This is a genomic window from Streptomyces sp. NPDC048352 (assembly GCF_040651895.1).
In the GTDB taxonomy this organism is placed as follows: domain Bacteria; phylum Actinomycetota; class Actinomycetes; order Streptomycetales; family Streptomycetaceae; genus Streptomyces.
This window is the reverse complement of sequence record NZ_JBEZKZ010000029.1, coordinates 21,422-36,455: the sequence shown is the minus strand read 5'-3', so window position 1 is coordinate 36,455 and position 15,034 is coordinate 21,422. Positions and strand designations below refer to the sequence as shown.

At 76.4% G+C, this 15,034-nt stretch carries 10 protein-coding genes; 8 read left to right on the top strand and 2 right to left on the bottom strand.

Going from position 1 to position 15,034, the window contains the following annotated elements; genetic code table 11:
• Positions 1-8: 8 nt before the first annotated feature.
• Together AB0D45_RS17295 and AB0D45_RS17290 are read left to right on the top strand one after the other, a co-directional pair.
• Positions 9-1,322 carry an MFS transporter gene (locus AB0D45_RS17295; protein WP_362459642.1) on the top strand — a complete coding sequence of 438 codons (1,314 nt, stop codon included), beginning with the start codon at positions 9-11 and terminating at the stop codon, positions 1,320-1,322.
• A complete protein-coding gene (locus AB0D45_RS17290; RefSeq protein WP_362459639.1) occupies positions 1,319-2,503 on the top strand; it encodes an anhydro-N-acetylmuramic acid kinase in 1,185 nt (394 codons plus the stop codon). Before AB0D45_RS17295 ends, AB0D45_RS17290 begins: the two co-directional genes overlap by 4 nt.
• Before the next feature lie 3 nt (positions 2,504-2,506).
• On the opposite strand, the gene AB0D45_RS17285 is transcribed toward AB0D45_RS17290, so the two are convergent.
• Positions 2,507-4,441, bottom strand: coding sequence for a hypothetical protein (locus AB0D45_RS17285; protein ID WP_362459722.1), 1,935 nt, complete (start codon positions 4,439-4,441; stop codon positions 2,507-2,509).
• Positions 4,442-4,896: 455 nt separating this feature from the next.
• Here AB0D45_RS17285 and AB0D45_RS17280 point away from each other — a divergent pair, with 455 nt between their 5' ends.
• The 6 genes from AB0D45_RS17280 (at position 4,897) to AB0D45_RS17255 (ending at position 13,872) form a co-directional block, all read left to right on the top strand.
• Complete coding sequence (locus tag AB0D45_RS17280) at positions 4,897-6,366, top strand: multicopper oxidase domain-containing protein (protein ID WP_362459636.1); 1,470 nt, start codon at positions 4,897-4,899, stop codon at positions 6,364-6,366.
• A 114-nt stretch (positions 6,367-6,480) separates the two neighbouring features.
• Positions 6,481-9,675: an amidohydrolase family protein gene (locus AB0D45_RS17275; protein WP_362459633.1), complete on the top strand. Its 3,195-nt coding sequence runs from the start codon at positions 6,481-6,483 to the stop codon at positions 9,673-9,675.
• Positions 9,676-9,747: 72 nt separating this feature from the next.
• Positions 9,748-11,262, top strand: a complete 1,515-nt coding sequence (locus AB0D45_RS17270) for an alpha/beta hydrolase (RefSeq protein WP_362459631.1) — start codon at positions 9,748-9,750, stop codon at positions 11,260-11,262.
• 147 nt (positions 11,263-11,409) lie between these two features.
• Positions 11,410-12,216 (top strand): MBL fold metallo-hydrolase, encoded by an 807-nt coding sequence (locus AB0D45_RS17265; RefSeq protein ID WP_362459628.1) that lies wholly within the window; start codon positions 11,410-11,412, stop codon positions 12,214-12,216.
• 112 nt (positions 12,217-12,328) lie between these two features.
• Positions 12,329-12,988 (top strand): DUF2278 family protein, encoded by a 660-nt coding sequence (locus tag AB0D45_RS17260; protein WP_362459626.1) that lies wholly within the window; start codon positions 12,329-12,331, stop codon positions 12,986-12,988.
• Positions 12,989-12,999: 11 nt separating this feature from the next.
• The gene (locus AB0D45_RS17255; protein ID WP_362459623.1) at positions 13,000-13,872 is read left to right on the top strand and encodes a methyltransferase domain-containing protein; all 873 of its coding nucleotides are present in this window, start codon (positions 13,000-13,002) and stop codon (positions 13,870-13,872) included.
• On the opposite strand, the gene AB0D45_RS17250 is transcribed toward AB0D45_RS17255, so the two are convergent.
• A complete protein-coding gene (locus tag AB0D45_RS17250; RefSeq protein WP_362459620.1) occupies positions 13,775-14,836 on the bottom strand; it encodes an N-acetylmuramoyl-L-alanine amidase in 1,062 nt (353 codons plus the stop codon). The two genes, AB0D45_RS17255 and AB0D45_RS17250, sit on opposite strands and share 98 nt — an antisense overlap.
• Between the last annotated feature and the right edge of the window lie 198 nt (positions 14,837-15,034).

The window sequence follows — 15,034 nt, the reverse complement described above, 5'->3', positions numbered from 1 at the left end:
TGAGAGCGGTGGCCCCCCTCGCGGTGCGCCCCGCCCCGCCGGCCGCCGCGGGCCCGCGCCGGGTGCTGCTGGCGGGCGCCGCCGGGAACTTCACCGAGTGGTACGAGTTCGGCGTCTACGGGGCCTTCGCCACGGTCATCGCCGACCGGTTCTTCACCCCCTCGGCGGCGGCCGGCCAGGGCGGCGCCGGCCCGCTGCTCGCCACGTACGCCTCCTTCGCGGTGGCCTTCTTCTTCCGCCCCGCCGGAGCCCTCCTCTTCGGCCGCCTCGGCGACCGGACCGGCCGCCGGCCCGCCCTGGTCCTCGTCATCGCCCTGATGACCCTGGCCACCACCCTGATCGGCCTCCTCCCGTCCCGGGACACGCTGGGGGCCGCGGCCCCGTGGCTGCTCACCCTGCTCCGCGTCGTCCAGGGGCTGTGCGCGGGAGGGGAGTTCGGCGGCGCGGTGGCCCTGCTGACGGAATCCGCGCCCCCGGGCCGCCGCGGCCGCCACGGTGCCTGGCAGTCCTTCACCGTGGCCCTCGGCCTGCTCGCCGGCGCGGGCGCCGCCGCCCTCCTGGCCGCCCTCCTCTCCCCGGCGGCCCTGTACGCCTGGGGCTGGCGGATCCCGTTCCTGCTGGCCCTGCCGCTCGGGCTGGCCGCGCTCCGGCTGCGCCGGGGACTGCCCGACGCACCGCCGCCCGCGCCGGCCGCACCCCCGCCACCGGGAGCCGGCCCGCCCGCCGCAGCCGTCACGGCGCGGACCGTCGTCCTCGGCGTCGGGCGGCTCATGGGCTGGTCCGCGGCCGGGTACACCTTCCTCGTGGTGCTGCCCTCCTACCTCCAGGCCACCCTCGGCGCCTCCTTCCGGCAGGCCCTGCTCGCGACCACCCTCGCCAACCTCGGCTTCGCCGCCGCCATCCTGCCCGCCGGCATCCTCAGCGACCGCGTCGGCCGCCGCCCCGTCATGCTCGCCGGCGCCCTCACCGTCACCTTCTGCGCGCTCCCGCTCCTCCACCTCCTCCAGGACCCCGCCGCCCCCGCCCCCGCCCGGGCCGCCGCCGTCCTCGGCGCGGGCGCGGCGGTCGGCCTGCTCGCGGGCCCCGGACCCGCCATGCTCGCCGAGATGTTCCCCGCTCGGGTGCGCTGCACCGGCCTGGGACTGGCGTACGCCCTCACCGGCGCCGTGTTCTCCGGCTGCGCGGGCCTCGTCATCACCGCCCTGACCGCCGCCACCGGGGACCGCGACATCCCCGCCTACTACGCCGCCGGCACCTGCGCCCTCAGCGCCCTGGCCCTGTCCGGCCCGCGCGGCGACGACCACCGGAAGCCCCTGCGGTGAACGTGATCGGCCTGATGTCGGGCACCTCGTACGACGCGGTCGACGCGGCCGCCGCCCACCTCACGCTCGAGGACGGCGGCGAGACCCTGCGGCTGCTGCCGCTCGGCACGCTCAGCACCCCGTACGAGCCCGCCCTGCGCGACGCCCTCGCGGCGGCCCTGCCGCCCGCGCCCACCACCCTGGCCGACGTGTGCCTCCTCGACACCCGCATCGGCCAGGCCTTCGCCGCCCTCGCGGCCCGCGCCGACCGCGACCTGTGCGCGGGCCGCGCCGAACTGATCGCCTCGCACGGCCAGACCGTCTACCACTGGACGTCCGCCGGGCAGGTCCACGGAACCCTCCAACTCGGCAGCCCCGCCTGGATCGCCGAGACCACCGGCCGCCCCGTCGTCGCCGACTTCCGCCCCCGCGACATCGCGGCCGGGGGCCAGGGCGCCCCCCTCGTCAGCCTCGTCGACCTGATGCTGCTGCGCGGCCGCCCCGGCACGCCCGCCGCCCTGAACATCGGCGGCATCGCCAACCTCACCGCCGTACCCCCGGCCGGCCCGCCGGTGGCGTTCGACACCGGCCCCGGCAACGCCCTGATGGACGCCGCCGTACGCGAAGCCACCGGCGGGCGGCTGGCGTACGACGAGGACGGCGCCCTCGCAGCCGCCGGCCGGGTCCACGAACCGCTCCTGCGGCGCCTGCTCGCCGAGCCCTACTACCGGCTGCCCGCCCCCAAGACCACCGGCAAGGAGCTGTTCCACGCCGGCCACCTGCGCACCGCCCTCGCCGGCTGCGCCGCCCTCCCGCCGCAGGACCTCCTCGCCACCCTCGCCCGGCTCACCGCCCGCACCGTCGCCGACGCCCTGCGCCCGCTGCGCGTCACCGAGGTCATCGCCTCCGGAGGCGGCACCCGCAACCCGGCCCTGATGGCCATGCTCCGCGAGGAACTGCCCGCGCGCACTGCCCTGCTGGACTCGGCGGCGCTCGGCCTGCCCGCCGCCGCGAAGGAGGCGTACGCCTTCGCCGTCCTCGGCTTCCTCACCCTGCACGGCCTGCCCGGCAACGCCCCCGCCTGCACCGGGGCCCTGGGACCCCGGGTCCTCGGCTCCCTCACCCCGGGGCGCGGGCCGCTGCGGCTGCCGCCCCGGCCGTCCCGTCCCCCGCTGCGGCTCGCCGTCGGCCCGCGCCCCTGAGCGTCACCGCGCCGCCCCGTCCGAGCTCCCCGCGGTACGAGGGGCCGGCGGCGTCGGCAGCGGAGCGCCCTCCTGCTGTACGAGGGCCAGCAGGACCAGCGCGTCGGTCCAGCCGAGGGGCGCGACGGCCTTCGGCAGGCCCTGCGCGTCCACCGTTTCGGGCAGTTCACCGAGGACGTTGCGCTGCGCCAGCACCCAGTCGAGCACCGCGCCGCCCTTCTCGCGCTCGCCCGTGGCCGACCAGGCGAGCGCGAAGAACGAGGTGCTCGCCGTCCACGTGATGTTCCCCCACCCCGCGTCCGGGTCACTGCCCGGCACCAGCCCGCCGTTGGACCGCAGCAGGGCCCGGTACGTCGTGTCGAGCGCCTGCGGCAGATCGGCCGGAGCCGTGTTGAACGGGGGCGCCATGAACGCGGCCGCGCTGTCATAACCATGCCGCCCGTCGACGGTGCGCTGGTAGCCGAGCGGCGCGAACCGCCGGGCGATGCCCTGCTCCAGCCGCCCCGCGGCCGCCGTCCAGCGTGCGGCGTCCTGCGTCCGCCCGAGCCCGGAGGCGAGGTCGGCGGCGGCCCGCAGCCCCGACAGCAGCGGCGCCGCGGTGCCGATGTTCGCGGTGGTCGTGGGCAGCTCCCAGTAGTCGGGGGAGGCGGGCGGCAGCCCGTCGTCGTCCAGCGAGGCCGCCGTGTAGTCGGCCGCCTTCACGATCGCCGGGTACAGCGCGCGCAGCCGCTCCTCCCGGTCCGCCCGGGGAGCCGTGCGGTACCACTGCCAGGTCGCCCAGGGCACCCAGCCGTTCGCGTCCAGCTGCCACTGCCGGGAGTCCGGCGGCCCCGAGCCGTCCAGCAGCGTACGGGCCTCCCACGTGCCGTCGGGCCGCTGCGTGCGCGCGCTGTAGCGCAGGATCCGGTAGGCCTCCTCGTCGTGCCCGGTGTGCGCGAACGCGGCCGCTGCGAAGGCCGAGTCGCGCGGCCACGAGTAGTCCCAGAAGGTGGACCACGCCGCGGCGAACGCCCCGTTCGGCCGCAGCAGCGCCCGCAGCGACAGCAGCGCCCGCTCCGCGGCCTCTCGCCGCTCCCGCGCCGCCCCGGGCACCAGCCCCTGCTCCAGCCACCGCCGCGAGGCGGCGATCTGCGCCAGCGCGCCCGCGTCCCCGGCCTCGACCACCCGGGACTTCACCGCGCCCTCGGGCAGGTAGCGCCAGCGGCCCGACGGCAGCGCCAGCACGTTGCTGCCCTCCACGTAGCGGGCGCCGACCGCGAAGGGCGGGTCGACGGACTCCACCGCCTGCCCGTTGGACAGCAGCCCGGCCGTCCGGCCGGGCCGCAGGGAAACCGGCACGAAGCAGGCCTCGGTCTCCCCGCACCGCTCGGAGCCGGCCGGGTTCACGTAGAACGCCAGCCGGCCCGTGCCCGTCTGCCACCCGCCCCGCTCCCGGTCGTACGGCGCGCCCGCCGGCGAGCCGGCCGCGACGGCCCGGGTGCCGTGCCAGGTGACCGCCTTGTCCTCGGCGGCGGAGGCCTGAGCGAACAGGTAGTAGCGGGCGCCGGGCCGCAGTGCGGCCGTCAGCGGGACCTCGACCCAGCCCGTGCCCGGTCCGCCCAGGGCGGCCAGGTCGACGCTGCCCCAGGCGATGGCGGAGCCGGCGTCGTCCCGGGCGGTGCGCACCTGCACGTTCAGCCTCCCGGCCGCCGCCCCGCTGCTGAGGAACAGCGAGACCCGCGAGAGCCGGTCGTCGTCGGTGCTGAACTCCTGTGCGGCCGCGCGTCCGGCGCTCCCCGCACCCGTGATCCCGTACAGGGCCACATCGTGCCCCGCCTGCCCGTCGTACGCCGCCCGCCCGCCGGGGGAGCGGGATCCGCTCGCGGCGGCCACCCCGTCCGCCGTGTGCAACAGCGTCGCGAGCAGGGCGGTGGCCACCAGAACGGACCGTGTGCGCATCACGCATTGCCTCCACTGTGATGAAGCGTCAAGAAGCCTGGCAGAGCGCGTGGGCGGCGCTATTCATCCAATATCCCCGGCCGTGCCGCCCTGGAAGGGGACGCGATCGCTCCTGCCGCGCATGACACCCCGAACGCCGCCCGAATGGTCCAACGTCCGCTCACCAGCCGGGGTAACGGTCCAGCCCGTACGGGTCCCGGCCGTGCGCCCGGGGCCCCCGCGCTCCGACAGCCGGGGCCCGCCCCACCTCCCCTCGCCCCGGGAGCGAAGCCGCCGCGTACAGCCCCCAGGAAGAGCGGTCCACGCCGACGGCCCGGGCGCCTCACCGTCCCTCCACAGCCGCACCAGCGCGACACCACCGCGTGCGAACAGGCTCTCCCCGTCCACCAACGCGCACACGCGCCCACCCGAACCGACCGGCACACGAGGCGCCGGGCCAGACCCACGGGGGAACAGTGATCACTCGACGGACCGCACTCCGGGCAGGCGTCGCCGCCACCAGCATCGTCGGCACCGGCGGCATGCTGCTGCCCGTCGTGAACGCCGTCGCGACCGAGCCGGCCGGCACCGCCGCGGCCGAGCTCGACGCCGCGTCCATAGCCAAGTTCACCCAGAGGATGCCGCTGCCCCCGGTCCTCCAGCCCTACCTGAACACGGGCACCACCAGCTACTACCGCATGACCCTGAAGGAAGCCTCCAAGGAGATCGTGCCGGGCCTGAGAACCCCGCTGCGCACCTTCAACGGCTCCTTCCCCGGCCCCGTCATCAAGGCCGAGTCGGGCCGGCGCGTCGTGGTCAAGCAGACCAACTCCCTCTCGGTCCCCACCTCGATCCACCTCCACGGCGCCCACGTCCCCCAGGACAGCGACGGCTCCCCGATGGACCTGATCGCGGCCGGCGGCGGTACCAAGACGTACACGTACCCCAACACCCAGCCGCACGCGAACCTGTGGTTCCACGACCACGCCCACCACATGGAGTCGGAGAACGTCTTCCGCGGGATGACGGGCACCTACATCCTCACGGACGACACCGAGCGCCGCCTCGGCCTGCCCTCCGGCCAGTACGACGTGCCGGTCTCGCTGCGCGACGCCCGCTTCCTCGAGAGCGGCGAGCTCGTCTACGCGATGGGCGACTTCATGAAGCGCAACGTCGTCCTCGCCAACGGCAAGGCCTGGCCGTTCTTCGAGGTCGCGGCGCGCAAGTACCGCTTCCGCCTCACCAACACCGCCAACCAGCGCTTCTTCGACCTCCACCTCGCCGACGACTCCGAGCTCGTCCAGATCGGCACCGACGGCGGGCTCCTCCCCGCCCCGCACCGCACGAACGTGGTGTCCATCAGCCCCGGCGAGCGGGCCGACGTCGTCATCGACTTCTCCCGCTACCCCGTCGGCACCGTCATCGAGCTGCGGAACAAGGAGGTCGCGCCCTTCGAGTCCGCGGACGTGGTCGGCCGGGTGCTCCAGTTCCGGGTCACCCGCACCGCGCAGGACCGCAGCGTCGTCCCGGACCGGCTGCGGACCCTGCCGCCGCTCGGCCAGGCCACCGTCAACCGCGAGTTCGACATGCGGATGGACGAGGCTCCCGGCGGCAGCGCGTACATCAACGGCAAGACGTACGAGATGGACCGCATCGACACCGAGATCGCCTACGGTGCCACCGAGATCTGGACCGTGACGAACAGCAACAAGGTCGCCCCGCACAACTTCCACATGCACCTGGTGCAGTTCCGGGTGCTGGAGCGCAACGGCAAGCCGGTCACCTCCGGCCCCGAGACCGGTCTGAAGGACACCGTGCCGCTCAAGCCGGGCGAGACCGTGAAGCTCCAGGCGACCTTCGACGGCTACCGCGGCACCTACGTCTACCACTGCCACCTGTTCGACCACGGCGCCATGGGCATGATGGCGAACATGCGCATCTCCTGACCCCCGCCCCCGCTCCGCCCCGGCCCCCCGTTGCCGAACCCGGGCCGTGATCGTTTGGCCGTCCGACGGGCAGTCGGGCAGGAACGACACACGAGACGGGTGGCCGGGGTGCGGATGAGGCGCAGGACGGTTCTGCGGGCGGCTTCGGCCGGAGCGCTGACGGCGGCCACCGGGCTGCGGCCCCCGTCCGGGGCGGCGGCCGCCCCGCCGGCCGGTCCGCCCGCCGGGCCGGAGGCGGGGGACCGGGCCGTGCTGCGCTTCACCCGCGCGACCAACGGCGCGGCCACCGCCACCGCCGACGGGCAGCGCGTCGTCGCCGAGGTGCAGAACGTCCTGTGGGCGCTGCCCGCGGACGGCTCCCCCGCCACCGCGCTCACCCCGCCCGACCTGGAACCCGGCCGCCCCGTCTTCTCCCCGGACGGGCGCCGCGTGGCCATGAGCGCCTACCGCGGCGGCACCTTCCACATCTGGGTGATGCACGCCGACGGCTCCGGCCTGCGCCGGCTCACCGACGGCCCCCACGACCACCGGGCACCCGCCTGGTCCCCCGACGGCCGCACCCTCGCCTTCTGCTCCGAACGCGGCGGCGACCCCGTCGCCGGCAGCCCGTACCGGATCTGGACCGTCTCCCTCGCCGACGGAGGCCTGCGCCGCCTCACCGGACTGCCCGGCCAGGCCGGACCCTGCCAGGACGGCCCGTGGGAGGACCTCGACCCGGTCTTCTCGCCCGACGGCAGCCGCGTACTGTTCCTGCGCGCCACCCTGACCGGCGAGACCCTCACCGCCCGCACCCTCGCCTCCGTCGCCGCCGGCGCGGCGGGCCCCGTACGGACCGAACACACCGTCACCGGCGGCAGCCTGCTGGCCCCCGCCCTCTCCCCGTCCGGCCGCACCGCCTGGCTGTCCGCCGCCCCCGGACCCCGCAAGGCCGAGAAGCTGACCCTGTACGCCGACGGCCGCCCGGTCGCCCTCGCCGGCGACCTCGCCCCCGCACCCCCGCGCTGGATCGGCGACGACCGCCTCCTGATCACCCTCGACGGCCGCTTCCGGGTGGTCCGCCCGCACCGCGAGGACGGCCCGGGCCACGAGATCCCCCTCGACGCCACCCTCGAAGTGGCCCGCCCCCGCTACCGGGTCAAGGAGTACGACCTGGAGGCCGAACGGCCCCGCCCCGTCCGCGGCGTCCACCTGCCCGCCCTCTCGCCGGACGCCCGCAGCGTCGCCTTCGCCGCGCTGGGCGCCCTCTGGGTCGCCCCGGTCGCCGGGGGAGCCCCGCGCAGGGTCCTCCAGGCCCCCGCCACCGCCTACGTCCAGGGCCCGGTGTGGACCCCGGACGGCCGCGCCCTGATCTACACCGACGACCGCGACGGGCTGAACACCGTACGCCGCAGGGAACTCGCCGACGGCCGCGAGAGCGTGCTCTCCCCGCCCGGCCGCGTCTACGGCTCCCCCTCCCCGGACGGCACCCGCCTCGCCGCCCTCGACCTCGCCGGGCGGCTGATCGTCCGCGACCTCGCCGCCGCCGCCGACACCCCGCTCGTGCCGGCCCTGGGCGGCGGCGGCCTGCCCGGCCCGCCCAGCTGGTCCCCCGACGGCCGCCACCTCGCCCTCTGCGACCGCAACCGGCTCAGCCTCCGCTTCCGCGAGGGCTACAACCTCATCCGGATCGTCGACACCGCCACCGGCACCGCCCGCCTCCACGCCCTCGCCCCGCACACCTCCCTCTCCGACCGCTACGCCAGCGGCCCGGTCTGGTCCCCCGACGGCCGCTTCCTGGCCTGCGTCGCCGAATCGGCCCTCTGGCTGCTCCCCGTCACCCCCGACGGCACCCCCGCGGGCCCCGCCCGCCGCCTCACCGGCGAACCGGCCGACCACCCCTCCTGGTCCGCCGACTCCCGCACCCTGCTCTACCAGTCCAACGCCCGCCTGCGCCTGCTCGCCCTGCGCGCCGACGGCACCCCCGACGGAGCCCCCCGCACCGTCCCGGTCTCCCTGTCCTACCGGCGCCCCGAGCCCGTCGACACCGTCGTGCACGCCGGACTGCTGTGGGACGCCACCGGAACCGCGCCCCGCGCCGACGTCGACGTCCTCATCAGCGGCGGCCGCATCACCGCCGTCGCACCGCACCGGCCGCGCCGCCGCACCGCCCGTACGATCGACGCCTCCGGCGGCACCGTCCTGCCCGGCCTGTGGGACTCCCACGTCCACCCGTACCCCTACACCTACGGGGCCCGCCAGGGCGCCCTGCTGCTGGCCTACGGGATCACCACCGCCGTCTCCCTCGGCGGCTCCGCCTACGAACAGGCCCGGCTGCGCGAGGACGTCCGCTCCGGCCGGCTCGCCTCCCCCCGGCTGCTGGCCGGCGGCGAACTCCTCGACGGCTCCCGCGTCGCCTACAGCATGGGCCGCGCCCACCGCACCCACGAGGGACTCGCCCGCTCGCTGGCCCGCGCCGAAGCCCTCGACTGGGACTTCGTCAAGACCTACGTCCGCGCCCCGTACGCCTTCATGGAAGAGGCCGCCCGCTTCGCCCGCGAACGGCTCGGCGTCCGCACCGGCTCCCACCTGTGCGCCCCCGGCATCCAGTCCGGGCAGGACCTCACCACCCACCTCGTCGCCACCGAACGCGCCGAGTACGGGCACGGCGCGACCCCCGCCGGCCACACCCACCAGGACACCCTGGAGGTCTACACCCGGGGCGGCTTCGACCTCGTCGCCACCCCCTTCACCGCCCTGCCCCTGATCGGCGCCGACCCGGCGCTCGCCGCCGAACCGCGCGTCACGGCGATGATGCCGCCCTGGGACGCGGCCACCGTCCGGGCCGCGGCCGCCCACCCGCCGACCCCCGACCAGGACACCGCCCTGGAACGGGAGGTGGCCGCCTACCGCAGCGTCCTCACCGGCGGCGGCCGCGTCGCGCTCGGCACCGACGCCCCCCTCACCCCCGTCGGGCTCCACCTCCACCTCGCCCTGCGCGCGCTGCACCGCCACGGCCTGTCACCCGCCGAGGCCCTCACCACCGCCACCCGCACCCCCGCCCGCGTCTTCGGCGCCGAAGACCGGCTCGGCACCGCCGAACCGGGCAAGCTCGCCGACCTCACCCTCGTCGACGGCGACCCCTTCACCGACTTCGCCGACCTCGTCCGCGTCCGGGCCGTGCTGCGCGCCGGCACCCTGTACGAACGCGCCGCGCTGGAAGCCGCCTTCCCCCGCCCCGCCGGCCCCGCCCGCTCCTGGCGCCCCGTCCTGCACCAGCTGCACGGCGACTCCTGCTGCACCGCCCACCCGGTCAACGGGCGACTCCTGTAGGGGGGTTACCCCCACCCCGGGCGGCAGGCGTACCGGATGGGCTCCCGGGGCGGCTTCGACCAGGCTTGCCCCATGACCACTCCACTGAACAAGGCCCTCCTGCTCACCCTCTCCGCCGCGGCCGCCGCCACCGCCCTCACCGCCACCGCCCTCCCCGCCCAGGCCGCCGGCGGCCCCCGCCCGCAGACCCCCGCGCTCAGCTGGCACCCCTGCGCCAAGCCGGGCGGCCCCGCCACCCAGGAGTGCGCCGACCTCCCCGTACCGCTCGACTACGACGACCCCGACGGCCCGCAGATCACCGTGGCCGTCTCCCGCGTCCGCAGCGACCGCCCGCAGGCCCGGCGCGGCACCCTCGTCGTCATCCCCGGCGGACCGGGCGGCTCCGGCGTACAGCGCCTGACGCAGAAGGGCGCCGCACTCCAGCAGCAGCTCGCCGGCGCCTACGACCTCGTCGCCTTCGACCCGCGCGGGGTCGGCGGCTCCACCACCGCCACCTGCGGCCTCGCCCCCGACGACCGCTACCTCACCAGCCTGCGCTCCTGGCCCGGCCCGGACGGGGACGTCACCGAGAACCTCGCCCGCTCCCGGCGCACCGCCGAGGCCTGCGCCCGCAACGGCGGACCCGTGCTGCGCAGCTTCACCACCCTCAACCAGGTCCGCGACATGGACCGCCTGCGCGAGGTGCTGGGGGAGCGCAAGCTCTCCGCCTGGGGAGTCTCGTACGGGACCTACGTGGGCGCCGTGTACGCACAGACGTACCCCGGGCGCACCGACCGCTGGGTCCTCGACAGCAGCGGCGACCCGGACCCCAAGCGCGTCGCCCGCGGCTGGCTCGCCAACATGGGGCAGGGCGCCGACGACCGCTTCCCCGACTTCGCCGCCTGGGCGGCCCACCCCGACCGCGACAAGGACGGCCTGCGGCTGGCGCAGCGCCCCGAGGAGGTGGAACCCCTCCTGCTCTCGCTCTTCGCCTCCCTCGACCGCGCACCCCGCCCGTCCACCACCCCGGGCGTGCCCCTGACCGGCAACGGCCTGCGCCAGGCCCTGCAGAACACCCTCTACAGCGACTCGGCCTTCCCCGGCTTCGCCCGGCTCGTCGCCGCCCTGCGCGACCCGGCCCACACCCCCGCCCTCCCGCCGGAGCTGGCCCGGCCGCTGCGCGACGAGGACGCCGCCCAGCTGGTCGCGGTCCTGTGCAACGACGTCACCTGGCCCGCCGGCTCCGCGGCCGACTACCGGCGCGCCGTCGACGAGGACCGGGCCCGCCACCCGCTGACGGCCGGGATGCCGGTCAACGTGTCCCCGTGCTCCTTCTGGAAGGACGCCCCCGAGCACAAGCCCGTCAAGATCACCGGCCACGGCCCCTCCGGCATCCTGATGATCCAGAGCCGCCGCGACCCGTCCACGCCCCACTCCAAGAGCCTGAAGATGCGCCAGGCCCTCGGGGACCGGGCCGTACTCGTCACCGTCGAGCAGGGCGGCCACGGCGTCTACCTCGGCAACGGCAACGCCTGCGGCGACCGCACCGTCACCCGGTTCCTCACCACCGGCCGGCGCCCCGCCCAGGACACCAGCTGCGCGAACTGAGCGCCCGGGCCGCGCGGCGCGCGGGCGCCCCCGTACGGCGTCACGATGGAACGAGGGCATGTCCTTCCCGGAGGTCCCCTTGCCACCCGCAGGTCCCCTTGCCACCCGCGGGTCCCCCTTCCTACCCGCAGGGCCGTGGAGATCATCATGAGCACGCACCAGGTGGGCTCCGACACCACCGTTCTCGCCGACTGCCTGGAAGTCCCCGGAATCGGCTTCGTCCCCGTCAACGCCTTCGTCCTGCACGCCCGGGAGCCGGTCGTCGTCGACACCGGGCTGGGCCTGCCCGACCGGGACTTCCTGGCCGCCCTCGCCGGCGCGGTCGATCCGGCCGACGTGCGCTGGATCTGGCTGACCCACCCCGACCGCGACCACACCGGAGGCCTCTTCGCCCTCCTGGAGGCAGCGCCCCGGGCGCGCGTGGTCTCCACGTTCCTCGGCGTCGGGATCATGTCCACCGAGCACCCGCTGCCCCAAGACCGCGTGTTCCTGCTCAACCCCGGCCAGAGCCTGGACGTCGGAGACCGCACACTGCACGCCTTCCGGCCGCCGCTGTACGACAACCCCGCCACCGTCGGGTTCTTCGACGACCGCACCGGCACCTGCTTCAGCTCCGACTGCTTCGGCGCCCCGCTGCCCACGGCCGACCTCGCCACCTGCGACGACGTCGCCGACGTGGGGGCCGAGGACCTGAAGGCCGCCCAACTGCTCTGGGCGAGCGTGGACAGCCCCTGGGCCCAGGTGGCGGACCGCGACGCCTTCCTCGCCACGGCCGACCCGCTGCGCTCCGCCGACCCGCGGACCATCTTCTCCACCCACCTGCCGCCGGCCTCCGGCCTCACCCCGCGCTTCCTCGACACCCTCACCGCGGTCCCCGGCCTGACCCCCTTCACCGGCCCGGACCAGGCCGCCCTGGAGCAGATGCTCGCCGCCTTCGCGCCGGGCCCCCGGTAGGACCGGCCGCGCGACCCCCGGTGACGGACACCGGTAGGGCCGCCCGAGGGCCCGGGCGCCGGAACCCCGCGCGTCACACCACCGCGCCCGCGGGCGGTGGTTGACTGGCCGCATGCCGCTCGACGCCTACGGGGTGCTGTCAGGGACGCTGCACCGCCACTTCCGCGACCAGCCCGACACCCAGGGGCGCTGGTTCCACGTCAACCTGGAGGTGGACGCGCCCGCCGGCCGCCACCGGTGCGCCGTCGACGTGGACAGCAAACAGTCCACGACCGGCGTCCAGTGGAAGGTGTTCACCCTCGCCGCCTCCGTGCTCGACCCGGTGCCCTCCCTGGACCCCGGCTACCACGACCTGTCGGCCTCCCCGGGTTCCGGAGCCCTCGACTACCTCCGCCACCCCGGCCTCCAGCACCGCCCCGGCTGCGCCGGCGTCATCCGGCCGCCCGCACGGCTCCGGGAGCTGCTGAACCGGCTGAACCCGCCCCGCCCCTGGACCTCCGGCTCCAACCTCGACGCCGCGCAGGCGCTGGAGCCGTTGCTCGTGCCCGGCCGGGAGATCCTGGTCTTCGGCGAGCCCTTCGACCACGGGCTCGGCATGCACAACATCCACCAGAACCAGGGCGATCCGTACGGCAGCCAGTGGTGGGACGACAACGGCACCTGGCAGGACGGCGCCACCCTCACCCGCCGGCCCGACGGCCACTACGACGTCTTCCTCAACAAGTTCTCCAGCCAGGCCGGCCACACCGGGCCCGACGGCCACCCGGCATAGGCGGCCGCCGCGTGGAGGAACGCTTCGACACCTGGGCGGCCGGGGACGGTTACGAGCGGTACATGGGCCGCTGGAGCCGGCTGGTCGCCGACGCCTTCGCGGCCTCGCTGGACGTGGGGCCCCGGGCCCGCTGGATCGACGCCGGGGGCGGTACGGGCGCGCTCGCCCGGGCGGGGGCGGCCCGGTGCCGGCCACGGCTGGTGCTGGGCGTGGACCGGTCCGCGGCCTTCGTGGCCGCGGCCCGCGCCACCGCGCCCGGCACGGCGGCCTTCGCGGTGGCCGACGCCCAGGCGCTGCCGGTGCGCGACGGGGCATGCGACGCCGTCGTCAGCGGCCTCGCCCTCAACTTCCTGCCCGCGCCGGGAGCGGCGGCCGTCGAGGCGGCCCGGGCGGTGCGGCCGGGCGGGCTGGTCGCCGCGTACGTGTGGGACTACGCGGAGGGCATGGGGCTGCTGCGCCGGTTCTGGGACGCGGCCGCCGCCGTGGACCCGTCGGCGGCCGCCCTGGACGAGGGCCGCCGCTTCCCCCTGTGCCGCCCGGAGCCGCTGCGGGCGCTGTGGACGGGGGCGGGCCTGACGGCGGTGGAGGTCGTCCTGGTCGAGGTGCCCACCGTGTTCACGGGCTTCGCGGACCTGTGGGATCCCTTCCTGGCCGGGCAGGGCCCCGCACCCGGCTACGTCGCCTCCCTAGCCCCCGCGGCCCGGCGGCGGCTGCGCGACACCCTGGCCGGGGCCCTGCCGGCACGGCGCGACGGGTCCATCGCGCTGACGGCCCGCGCCTGGGCCGTCAGCGGCCGCCGAACAGGCCGCCGAACGGGCCCGTCGCCAGCTTGCGGACGGCAGGGAGCTGCCGGTGCAGGGCCTTCCCCGGGCACTCGGTGCTGAACACGTCGCGGTGGCCGGAGATCCGCTGCACCGTGACCCGCTCCCCGGCCTTGAAGCGCCCGTTGTCCAAGGAGGCGCTGAGGGTGACGGTGCCGGCCGGGTCGTACCCGTAGCGGCCCAGCGCCCAGGCGGCCAGCCGCGCGACGGCCGCCACGGCCCCGGGTGGCGCCTGGCGGTCGGAGTACCGGCCGATGACCGCGACGCCCAGGGTGCCGGTGTTGAAGCCGAGGGTGTGCGCTCCGGTGACCGGCCGGCCGGAGCCGCCGGCACGGCCCTCGAAGACCGTGCCGCACTTGTCGACCACGTAGTTGTAGCCGAGGTCCTTCCAGCCGTTGACCCGCTGGTGGAGGGCCTGCAGACCGCGTACGACCGCCGGGGAGTCCGCGCAGTCGTAGTCGTTGCTCTGAGCGGTGTGGTGGACGAACACGGCCCGCACGTCCCGGCCGTACACCACCGGCTCGGCGGGATCCTCCGTCGCGCCCCAGCGGGCGCGCGTGACGATCCGGGGCCGGGAGGCCGGCCCGCCCGCCCCCTCGTACGCGGCCGGCTCCGCCGCGCCCGCCCGCCGGGGGCCCGGGTCGACCAGGTCCAGGCGCAGCCCGGCCGGCAGCCGGGCCCCGGCGCGGCCCGCGCGCACCTCCACCGCGTCGGACGGCCCCGCCCACCACGGCTCCCCGGCCTCCACCTCCGTCCAGGGGGTCCAGTCGCCGGAGCCCCGCTGCCGGGCGCGGACCCGGTACGCCCCGCCCGGCCCGTCGGGGCCGCCGGCGGGCGCGGTGACGGCGAGCATGCTGAAGGGGGTCCGGTCGTCCGCGAGGACGGCGGCGGCGCCGGCCGAGGTGAGGGTGACGGCATGCGGCGGCGGGGGAGGCCCGGCCGGTGCGCCGCCGCTCGCGGCGAGGGTGACGAGCGCACAGGTGAGGGCGGCGGTGAGGGGCGTCAGCGGGATCCCGCGGGTGCGCACTCGGCTCTCTCCTGGATCCCGGTCGGATGACGGAGGACGACGGGAACCGGAACCAGTGGCTTCTGCGGCGGGCCCCGAACCGTTCCCCGGCCCCGAGGACACAAGGCGCCGGCCGGACTGGAAGTGCCCGGCCGGCGCTCTGCGTACTTCGCTGACCGCCCCCTTCAACGAGCCCGGGGCCCGTCGGTCACGGGTGGC

Bases quoted from the DNA above. Each gene is read 5' to 3' on its own strand.
- AB0D45_RS17260 (WP_362459626.1), top strand. From the start codon at position 12,329: ATGCCGCTCGACGCCTACGGGGTGCTGTCAGGGACGCTGCACCGCCAC.
- AB0D45_RS17270 (WP_362459631.1), top strand. From the start codon at position 9,748: ATGACCACTCCACTGAACAAGGCCCTCCTGCTCACCCTCTCCGCCGCG.
- AB0D45_RS17265 (WP_362459628.1), top strand. From the start codon at position 11,410: ATGAGCACGCACCAGGTGGGCTCCGACACCACCGTTCTCGCCGACTGC.
- AB0D45_RS17275 (WP_362459633.1), top strand. From the start codon at position 6,481: ATGAGGCGCAGGACGGTTCTGCGGGCGGCTTCGGCCGGAGCGCTGACG.
- AB0D45_RS17285 (WP_362459722.1), bottom strand. From the start codon at position 4,441: ATGCGCACACGGTCCGTTCTGGTGGCCACCGCCCTGCTCGCGACGCTG.